The following is a 10,431-nucleotide window of genomic DNA, read 5'->3' as shown; positions in this document are numbered from 1 at the left end:
ACCATGAGAATGTCAAGATATTGCCCTTCCATCGACACTTCCCGGCGCACCGTTCGGAGCGGAACATCAGTGTCTTCACGAAGGAGTTCGGGATGTTGCGCCAACGTTGCCTGTAATTCATCCTCGTCATCGTAGCCCACCTGGTAGAGAGGGATGGTTAGGTCGCTGTTCTTGAGTATCGGCGGCATGAGAATCGTCCATTAGAAGATGGCGCCTACAGAGCAATATGATCTTTGCATGTTTGCTCCGCCACAGTAATCCACAAACGTGCCTCAATTGTCCCTCTTCCCGGTACAACTCATCAAAAAAGGAATTTCAGGGCTTGTTATGCTCTGGTGAATGACAGATTCATACAGAGTGCTGATCACAATCATCTGCTCGTGGACGATGGAGAATTTCCCTGTCAGAATCTCCCACCAGTTGCACTCAGGCCAATTAGACCTTCGCTTCGGTGTACGTCAGCGCGAATATGGCATCGGACAGCCATCGACGGAACCCTTCGTTGTCGCTAAACTGTTTGAAGAGCTCCGTATCGTCCTTGAGCAGAGCGGTCATCACACGAAGCAGCGCCTTGTCATGCTCAATACGCGCATTCTGTTTATCGGAGTTGTTCCGGGCGTTCTGGTATGCGCTGTCGGCAGCAACCCTGGCCGGAATTTCCTCGGTGATCAGGCGATTGACCCGATCGGCGTCGCTCCATGAGATGTTGCCGAAATGATCGTTGAATGTCTTGATAATGTTTGAGAGCCTGTCAAGTTCAGGTTCGGGCTGGCGCCCTCCGCCAAAGGCAGGGATTGGATCAATCCGGGCATCTGCATCAGGGAGCTGGATCGATATTGCGGCTTTCTTCTCGACCCGATAACTGTCCATATCTATCATCTCAAGGATACCCTTCGAAAGGTCTTCTTCCCGGGGTGCAGGGAGCCCGGGCACCAGGAGATTCAGGAAGATCGAGAGTTTCTCCCACTCGGCGTTGGTATAGGGGAGGATCGAGGCGAGAAAACCATAGGTACGGATGAATGCTTTCGCCTTGCTCTTGAAGTCCACCTGACCATCTTCATCGAGGTTTTCTTTGTAGGTGTGAATGCAGGTGTTGAGGATCGGGTCGAGCCGGTCCCTGCCGGCATCGCTCAGGTATAATTCAACCAGTGTCTCGATCTGGTCCGGCGTGTACACCTGGTAGCCGTCGAGTTCTCCCTTCAGATCATGCAGTTTATTTGGGTCGGTCTCCTCGGAGAGGATCGTCGTGCGATAGTAGTCGGCGAACGCCTCGCGAATGGTGTCGGAGTCGTTCATGAAGTCAAGCACGAAGGTGTCGTGCTTCAGCGGGTTCGCCCGGTTCAGGCGGGAGAGTGTCTGCACTGCCTTGATGCCCGACAGTATCTTGTCCACGTACATGGTGTGGAGCAGCGGCTCGTCATAGCCGGTCTGGAACTTATCGGCGCAGATTAGGAACCGATATGGGTGCTCCTGGATCTTGTCGGCGATCTTGTTTGATGGGAATCCGTTGAGTGAGGCCTCGGTCACTTTCGTGCCGCCATACTCATGCTCGCCTGAAAAGGCGACGATAGCCTGGTATGGACTCCTGCGCTCGATCAGGTACTCCTGGACGGCATGATAATACTGGATGGCGCGTTCGATGCTGCTCGTCACCACCATCGCCCGTGCCTCCCCGCCGATCTTTCCGAGCGCGATCACCTGCTCATGGAAGTGATCCACCACGATCTCGGCCTTGAGCCGGATGGCATGGTCGTGACTCTCGACGTAGCGGCGGAGTTTCTTCTTCGCCCGCTTGGTGTCGAACTCCGGGTCTCCTTCGACCATCTTGACCAGCCGGTAGTAACTGTTCACAGGCGTGTAACTCTTCAGGACATCGAGGATGAAACCCTCCTGTATTGCCTGCTTCATGGTGTAACTGTGGAAAGACCGGTGCATGATCTGTCCCTCTTCCTCGAACGGCTCGCCGAAGAGTTCCAGAGTCTTGTTCTTGGGCGTGGCGGTGAAGGCGAAGTAACTCGCATTGGGCAGGAGTTTGCGTGACTCCATGATACGGTTGACGGCATCCTCGGGGGTCTCATCCTCTTCAGCTGCCCCGGCCCTGGAGAGCGCCATGCTGACGGCTGTCGATGTCTTTCCACCCTGGCTTGAGTGCGCCTCGTCGATGACGATGGCGAAACGGCGGCCCCGGTGTTCGCCTCCAATCTCATCGAGGATGAAGGGGAACTTCTGGACGGTGGTGATAATGATCTTCTTGTTAGCCTCGATGAACCGGCGGAGATCGCCGGAGTGCTCGGCGTGACCCACTGTCGAGGAGACCTGGGCGAACTGCTTGATGGTGTCCCGGATCTGCTGGTCAAGGATGCGCCGGTCGGTGACGACGATGATGGAGTCGAATACTTCCTTCTCATTCTTTTTCAGGCCGATGAGTTGATGAGCGAGCCAGGCGATGGAGTTTGATTTGCCGCTACCCGCCGAGTGCTGGATCAGGTAGCGTCGACCGGCACCAAACTGCCCGGCGTGGGCGAGGAGTTTCCTGACTACGTCGAGCTGGTGATAACGCGGGAAAATTTGCTCTCGCTTCTTTCTGCCGGTTTTCCGATCTTTCTTCTCGACAATCTGTGCGTAATTCTCCAGGATATCGGTCAGGCTCTCGCGGGCGAGGACGTGTCTCCAGAGGAAATCGGTTTCGAGCCCGTTGGGATTCGGCGGGTTGCCGGCGCCGTCGTTGTAGCCCTGGTTGAAGGGGAGGAACCACGACGCCTTTCCCTTGAGGTGAGTGCAGAACCGCACCTCATGCTCGTCCACAGCGAAGTGCGCGACGCAACGGCCGAATTCGAAGAGCTTCTCCCGTGGGTCGCGGTCGCGTTTATACTGCTGGACTGCGTCCTCGACGGTCTGTTTGGTCAGGTTGTTCTTCAACTCGAAGGTGGCGACCGGCAGGCCGTTGATGAAGAGGCAGAGGTCGAGGGCATGCCGTGTTTCGTCACGGCTGTAGCGGAGCTGGCGCGTGACGCTGAACCGGTTGAGGGCATAGCGTTCGGCAGCCTTGGCGTTGCCCGGCGAGGGGGTGCCGTAAAAGAGGTCGATGTGGTGCGGGCCATGCTTGAGCCCGCTGCGCAGCACGTCGATGGTGCCGCGCCTGGCGATCTCGCCCTGGAGCCTGGCGAGGAACTTGCGCCGGGTAGGGTTGTCGCTGTTGAGTTCGAGCACTTCGGCGAAATCAGGTTGCGTCGCACGCAGGAAGAGGGAGAACTGTGCGAGGTCGACACAGTACTCGCGGTCGTAGTCGCCGGGACGGCCGCAGATGTACCCGGCACCACCATAGGAGGCTGGTGGGTAGCTACCGTGCCGCCGCTCGGCTGCGCGTCGCAGGGTGCGCCGGTCAGGGCGGTGCAGATCAGGCGTTCGAGGCCGCGTTCACTGGTGTCGGAGGTCATGATTCTGCCTCCTGGGAGGGAACGATCAAGTACCCATCAAGTACAGAAACCCGGGGCAGATCTCCGGAGATATACTGATAGCCCGCTTCACTGCTGACTGTGATCTCCCTGAGCAGGTGCGCCGAATACATACCCATCAAGTATCCCTCCCGTTGAGTGCTGCCCATCAGGGGCCATATTTCACTAACTCCGGGGGTGAACCGCCCGGTCGCCACAAGCGGGCTCGCGAGGTGGTCGGTAGGGCGGTTGACCATCATGCCTCGACCTTCCCGGCGACGGCCTCAAGGTCAGCGCCTTCGGTGGGCTCATCGCCTTCAGTCAGGATATCCGCATCGTCGAGCGGCTCCGGCTCCTCGGCCTCGTCGGGCAGGCATGCCGCCGCTGCACGCACGTCGAGTTTGCCGGTGACGATGTCGGCGATCAAGCGGGTCCGGTATTCGAGGAGGAGGTAGATTTCGCGCTTGGTGGCGGTGGTGGCGTGATCGATGGTAGCCACAATCCCATCGAGGAAATGAACAATGGCTGATTGTTCAAATTTGGGCGGAAATGGGAAGCGATGTTTTCGCAATTTATCGCCAGTCAGGTGTGCAATGGTGCTCTCATGTCCGTCAGCAAATGCTCCAGATCTTGATGCAACGATCAGTAGGTAGTACATGAATCGTGGTTCGTCAAGTATCATTGAGTGCGGTCGCAGCCTGTGCAATGCCTTCTGAAACCCGAAAACTTCACTATCCCCTTGCCAAATCGCACACCGACCAACCTCTCCTCCTTCACAAACAAGGAGATCGCCTGACTTCAAAGTATATCGTTCATATTCCTCAGGTGCAATATCCATCACGGGTAAATCAGATGTGTTAATCCAATCCCATTGAACATCTTGATTGCGTAGGTATCGGACAGAGTGCTCGCCTTTGATACGTTTTGAGTCAAGCATTTTACCGAGGCATTGATTGTAACGTAGCCGAAGTGCAACAATCTCCCAATGCTCCGGCACCTCCCCAAGCCACTCAACGCCGGAGGGCTTGAGGCGCACGTTCGGGTCGAGGCCGCGGGTGACGGCCTGATGGATGATGGCCTGCTTCTGCTCCTCCAGCAGCTTGATTAACTTCTGTTTTGCGTGAATGGAGCGTCGGATGCACCGGTCGATGTGGTCAAGGAAGCGGACGATGGTGGACTGTTCAGGGAGGGACGGGAGCGGGAGCCATATTGACTTGATGGCCGCGTGCGACAGTCCATACCGCGTTACCCCGTTTGCCTCGATGTGAAACTGATATGAAACGGCGGTGCTCTGCAGTGCACGAAGTAGATAGTCACCGTAGAGTCGGTCGCGAAATGGGCGCAGTAGTGCCAAATGGTATCCGCAAACAAGATCATTCGCTGACTCTTCGACAAGTGCCGGTACACCGATGTCGTTCCATGCTTCCGAATCCTTGGTGATAAGAACATCGCCGATCTGAAGTCTAAATCGCTCGATCTCATCCACAGACGCAGTTGCGTGCATGAACGTCATTCGATCTCGAATGCGATCGTTTTTGTAGACGTCGACGTAATTGCATAGACGGACAGGTTGCTCATCATCTTCAGTATGTTTATCGACGCTACTAACGCGCATTTCAGCAACATTCCGAAGTCTCAGCACCCCCCAATGCTCCGGGACCTCTCCGAGCCACGGCACCCCTGAATCCTTGTAAGCAGGATAGGGCTTGAGGTCACGGATCATTTCGTGTCCCCCAGCCCTGTTGGTACGCAATCATCCAGTTTCCTATGTAAAAGTGAAATTAGCGATAGGTAGTCTGCTGCATCATCTTCACCTTCCCATAGGATCTTCGGTTCATGAGCCAGAGGATTTCGAGCGGCTCCGAAACATCCCTTCAGGAGCATGGCAAAACCTTTGTGCTCTGATTTTTCCGTTTCAGTCCGAAGCGAGTTGATAACAAGGAGTGGTCGATCGATTGAAAATGCCCTATCCACAAGTGCAGCTCCGTCTGCCTGGATCCCGGACATGTCGCGGATTCGCTGTGCAAGACCCTTGGTCGCCTCGAAAACTGCGTGGAAGTAGTTGTCCTGCAAGAGCTCGGTTCGGCAGTACTTCAGGACTTCGGGGTGTATGCGCCGGCCCCGGAACTTCGCCTGAATTGTTTTGACACGCCTTTCGGCTTCATCAAGTGTTTTCGCAACTTCACGTTGCCGGAAATCCCCATCTGAACCGTATTCGATACCGGAAAATGCCAGAATGACATTGAGTTCTTGGCGGTGCATCTCGAACACATCGCTCTGCCCAGTGAAACGAACGGGGATCAGGAAAGATCTGATGAAGTTGAGCACATGATTTGCGCATTGATATTGTCTCTGGGATTCGAGAAACACCCACTCAAGGCGTCGCCATTTGGTGGACTGACCGGACTTGTCCACGAGCCCGCAATTATCTAGTGTACGAGAAATATCCGAACCGGTTCCGCACTCCCCGAGCAAGCGAGCCAACGCCTCGATCTGCTCTTCTGAAAAGCATGGCACGGCGCTCATTGCGAGTATCTCCCGGCGATGCCAAAGAGCAAACGCTCATTCCTACCAATCATTGCCACAATCTCATCTCCCCAGCACCGGCTCAAACCAGAGGATGGCAGCCTCGCCCTCTTTACGCGTGATCTCGTCCACAGTGCGGCTGTGGCGGATGCCGTTACGGAGCTCGGCAAGCTGATTGAATTTGACGTTCAACGCATCTTTGTTGGAAAAACGCGGCTCGAAGACCGGCCATAAGGTCCTGCTCACGATGATGTTCTGCAACTCACGAAGGTCGCAGTACTCCAGCTTCCCGGCAAGAGTTCCGTACTGCTCAATATCCATTGCCGGGTTCTTTCTGGCGGCACCCAGGATGCGTTCATCCGCCTTCTGCAGTAAGTGGGGCGGCAACCCGGCCGGATCATCCTTGAGCGCCGTTGCGATGATTCTACGCAGACCGAGTTCCACCTGTTCGATACCCTCATCCAGGTCACGCAGGTGGGGCGGTAGATCAAACCGTTCCTTGATGAGAAGGCTCTCTACGGCCTGTTGCAGGGTACGTTGCCGCTCTGTAACAAACGCCTCGAAGTCATCGGGTGTGAAGGGATCGCGCAGGAGGATCTCCATCGCGGCGGGAGAGATGAAGTGCGATTCAAGAATAGCACGCACGTTCGATTCGCCGTTCTCAGCGATAAGTTCAGGCAGGTAGGCATTCGGAAGCCGATCACGGATGATATTCCGGTTGGTATCTTCAGTGAGCGGTGTACGGTTCAGGATAGTGTGAACCTGATTTTTCTGCAGGTGTGCTTCTCCCCATGATGCCGGAACGATATGATGATCGTCAAGGTCGTCATGTTGCGGAACATTGCCGGTCATCCAGTCACGGGCCCCCTGCAATACCAGCAGGTTGAAGATGCCATTGTACACCGAACTCCCGCGCTTAATCTCTCTCCGCAGATCAAGAGAGGTAAAACGTATCTTAAACTCCGAGATCAGTGCAGGTTCCGCGCCATCCTCCTCAAGCCAGGCTTTGACGTCCAGAAAGTCGCGTGCACTGGTCGATTCCACGGAGCCCGAATAGCGGTTGGTGAAGACGCTAGCCCAGTACCAGTGTCGGATCTTCCGCTGGGCATCGAGTCGACGATTGACCGGGAGCGTCTTCACATGGGCCTGTAACGCAGCGAAGGCAGGGAGGATGGAGACATAGGGGAGATATTTGGGGGAGATCGCTCCAAATTCTTGTGGGTGGCATAGAATTTTTATCGCGGCCTCGAGCGCATCGACCGCAAGGTTCCAGTGCTTATCAAAGTCTGCGATGTCCCGGATGAGCACCTCCTTGCGTCGGGTTCCGTCGGGATCACGCACCGGCTTCTCCTGACCCGGCAGGAGGAAGTACAGATACTTGGGTGAGCAGTATGCCTGCCGGAGAATAGACATCACCTGGAGGATATAGACGTTCATCTTCTCGGTATTGACAAATGCCAGGCGCGGCTTGGCGTCGCGCCACATCTGCTTGAGTTGAAGATTCTTCGGCTTGAGCAGCGCGTTCATGAGGTCGAATACGTCCAACCGGATGCCGCGGCTGTTGATCTGGGTGAAGATATCGCAGACTTTGTCTATGGCGAGATCACGATCGAGCTCGATGTAGGAGATCTGGTACTGCTGGGTAATTGCCCTGAGATGTTCACCGAAAGCGTGGGCATTTACGGCATTGTCGGCAGCGATCTTCGCACAGACTGAATCGCCTGCTTCACTCGCCTCATGGGCCCTATCCTTCCAGAACTGTTCATAGCCCTGCACCCAGTTTGGCAGTTCCCAACCCCCTGCACCCACGATGGAGAGCGGGAAGATATGCTGTAAGTATTGTTCCTGCCGATTCTCTATTAGTCTCGAAAAGCGCTTTGTTTGCCATTCGTAATGGAACGCATCGTCGTATTCCTCGGCCATGAAGCGATCAACACGAATGAAGTAGAAAGCACGGTTTGTCCGTCGCGGTGGAGGAATATCAGGGGCAAGAAAGGCATAGTACATGGCCGTGAGTCGCTGCTGTCCGTCCAGCACGATATACTCTGGTCGACTCTCCCCTGAATGCCCGTAGATACTCTCACAGGAAAGCGCTTCAAAACTTTCCTGCTTGCTCCTCCACAGCAGCAGGCTGCCGATGTAGTAATCGAGGAATATTGACCGCATCAGCGCCTCGATATCCCAGGGATTCCACTCAAACTCGCGCTGGAAATCGGGTATGACGTAGCGACCCTCCTTGAGGCGCGTGATCAGTGTGTCCAGGCTGACGTGGTCGGGTTTCTGCGCATCCTTCACTGTCCGCCACCCCCAACGATCTCATCCAACAATCCCTCGCTCTCCTTCCGCACCGCCAGGATATCGGCCCGTATCTCCTCTAACGTCCGTATCGGCTGGGGCTTGTAGAAGTAACGGTTGAAGCTGATCTCGTAGCCAATCTTCATGCTCGATTCGTCGAACCAGGCATCGGGTGCGTGGGGCAGCACCTCGCGGCGGAGGAAGGCCTCAATGCCGCCTTCTTCCAGGAGCGGTATCTGCTCGGTGTCACGAAGGTCGCCATCTGGCTCGTACTCCACAACACAGCGTTTACCATCGATGACGGCCTCGAAGAGCCCGCGGAGCGGATCCGGTTCGACCTTGCCGGGCTTGTGGATCTTTTTTATTACCGCCGGGGCCTTCTCGTCACGCCCACAGTTTTCCCTGAGCGCTTTGATCTCCTTAGGGCTGTAGGCGCGGTTTCCATCGATACCCTTGAGCCTCAGGGGGCGCTCGACCGTCACCTTCCAGTAGCCGAATGCAGCGTTTTCAAAGATCTTCGACTGCTCGGTCTCCTCAAACGCGAGGAAGACGTCACAGATCCGCTGGCAATCCTCCTCGGAGAACTGGCAGTTCTTCTTGCCCAGGTTCTTCCGGAGCGGCTTGTACCACTGCGTAGCGTCGATGAGTTGCACCTTCCCGCGCCGGTGCTCCGGCTTGCGGTTCGAGAGCACCCAGATGTAGGTGGCAATGCCGGTGTTGTAGAACATATTCAGCGGCAATGCAATGATCGCTTCGAGCCAGTCATTCTCGATGATCCAGCGGCGGATATTGCTCTCCCCCTGGCCGGCGTCGCCAGTGAAAAGCGAGGAGCCGTTGTGGACTTCGGCGATGCGGCTACCAAGCCGGGTGTTGTGCTTCATCTTGGAGAGCATGTTCGCAAGAAAGAGCATCTGACCGTCGCTTGACCGGGTTACAAGCGAATATTCCGGGTCACCCGCATGCTCGATGATGAAACGCGGATCCTTCATCCCGCTCTTGCCACCCATACGCTCCAGATCGGTCTTCCAGCTCTTGCCGTAGGGCGGGTTGGAGAGCATAAAGTCGAACTCGTGGGAAGGGAAGGCATCGTTCGCGAGCGTCGAATACTCGGGGCCGCCGACCAAGTTATCCGCTTCGTCACCGTCACCTTTGAGCAGGAAGTCGGCTTTGGCAATGGCATAGGTCTCGGCGTTGATCTCCTGGCCGTAAAGGTGGGTGGTAACCTGCTTGCCACGCTCGCGGGCAATCTCCATCAGGGTCTCATCAGCCACCGTGAGCATGCCGCCGGTTCCGCAGGCGCCGTCGTAGAGCAAATAGGTACCCGATTCGATCTCATCGGCGATCGGCAGGAAGACGAGCCGTGCCATCAGCCTCACGGCATCGCGAGGTGTCCAGTGTTCGCCGGCTTCTTCATTGTTCTCTTCGTTAAAACGGCGTATGAGTTCCTCGAAGATAGTACCCATGGCATGGTTGTCGAGGGCGGGCAGCCGTACCGAACCATCAGCTGCATGGGCCGGTTCGGGGCTCAGGTTGATCGCCGGGTCGAGGAACTTCTCGATGAGAGTTCCAAGCCTGTCGGCTTTCGAGAGACGGGGGATCTGATTACGAAACTCGAAGTTTTCGAGAATATCCTGTACGTTAGGGGAGAATCCATCGAGATAAGCCTCAAAATCAGCCTTAAGTTGCTGCTGACTTGAACGAGCACGCAGGTCGCGGAGCGTGAACTTTGAAGTATTGTAAAACGCCTGCCCTGCAGCCTGCCTGAGGGCCTGATCCTGGTTGGTGATCCCTGCCGCATCGAGTGTGCTCTTCATCTCGAGCACAGCCTGCTTTGTCGGCTCGAGCACGGAATCCAGGCGCCGTATGACAGTCATCGGCAGTATAACGTCGCGATATTTACCGCGAACGTAGAGGTCGCGGAGAACGTCGTCTGCGATTCCCCTGATGAAATTAACGATCCAGTTCAGTTGTGATTGTTCCATGGTCGACTCCAGGGAGGTGGCAGATAAACCATCGAACCACCGAGATGAGACATTTTTCTCTCCGATAACTCTCCTCTAGCCTTCAGAGAGGATTTTGGAGAACGGAAGACGCAGATAGGCTATTTTCATACAGGCTGTCCTTATTCCCACTTATCGATTTATACAACATATCTATATCCCCACTTATTATGTGT

7 protein-coding genes are annotated in these 10,431 nt (G+C 55.6%); all 7 read right to left on the bottom strand.

The window, feature by feature from the left end; all coding sequences use genetic code 11:
* The coding region (locus EI28_RS14970) for a hypothetical protein (protein ID WP_048114839.1) at positions 1–188 on the bottom strand (188 nt) is incomplete at its 3' end.
* Positions 189–435: 247 nt separating this feature from the next.
* Complete coding sequence (locus EI28_RS11000) at positions 436–3,210, bottom strand: type I restriction endonuclease subunit R (protein WP_197018499.1); 2,775 nt, start codon at positions 3,208–3,210, stop codon at positions 436–438.
* Positions 3,211–3,433: 223 nt separating this feature from the next.
* A complete protein-coding gene (locus EI28_RS10995; protein ID WP_048114837.1) occupies positions 3,434–3,694 on the bottom strand; it encodes a hypothetical protein in 261 nt (86 codons plus the stop codon).
* Positions 3,691–5,157: a restriction endonuclease subunit S gene (locus EI28_RS10990; protein WP_052379734.1), complete on the bottom strand. Its 1,467-nt coding sequence runs from the start codon at positions 5,155–5,157 to the stop codon at positions 3,691–3,693. The genes EI28_RS10995 and EI28_RS10990 overlap by 4 nt, the downstream gene beginning before the upstream one ends.
* Positions 5,154–5,960, bottom strand: coding sequence for a TIGR02391 family protein (locus EI28_RS10985; protein ID WP_048114834.1), 807 nt, complete (start codon positions 5,958–5,960; stop codon positions 5,154–5,156). Before EI28_RS10985 ends, EI28_RS10990 begins: the two co-directional genes overlap by 4 nt.
* A 63-nt stretch (positions 5,961–6,023) precedes the next feature.
* Positions 6,024–8,255, bottom strand: a complete 2,232-nt coding sequence (locus EI28_RS10980) for a DUF262 domain-containing protein (RefSeq protein WP_048114831.1) — start codon at positions 8,253–8,255, stop codon at positions 6,024–6,026.
* Entirely contained in the window at positions 8,252–10,237 is a 1,986-nt protein-coding gene (locus tag EI28_RS10975) for a class I SAM-dependent DNA methyltransferase (RefSeq protein WP_048114829.1), read from the bottom strand. Before EI28_RS10975 ends, EI28_RS10980 begins: the two co-directional genes overlap by 4 nt.
* Positions 10,238–10,431 lie beyond the last annotated feature (194 nt).

The sequence above is a fragment of the Methanoculleus sp. MH98A genome (assembly GCF_000691865.1).
Lineage (GTDB): Archaea > Halobacteriota > Methanomicrobia > Methanomicrobiales > Methanoculleaceae > Methanoculleus.
This window is presented reverse-complemented; position numbering and strand designations above follow the sequence as displayed.

Bases quoted from the DNA above. Each gene is read 5' to 3' on its own strand.
- EI28_RS10995 (WP_048114837.1), bottom strand. From the start codon at position 3,694: ATGATGGTCAACCGCCCTACCGACCACCTCGCGAGCCCGCTTGTGGCG.
- EI28_RS10990 (WP_052379734.1), bottom strand. From the start codon at position 5,157: ATGATCCGTGACCTCAAGCCCTATCCTGCTTACAAGGATTCAGGGGTG.
- EI28_RS10985 (WP_048114834.1), bottom strand. From the start codon at position 5,960: ATGAGCGCCGTGCCATGCTTTTCAGAAGAGCAGATCGAGGCGTTGGCT.
- EI28_RS10975 (WP_048114829.1), bottom strand. From the start codon at position 10,237: ATGGAACAATCACAACTGAACTGGATCGTTAATTTCATCAGGGGAATC.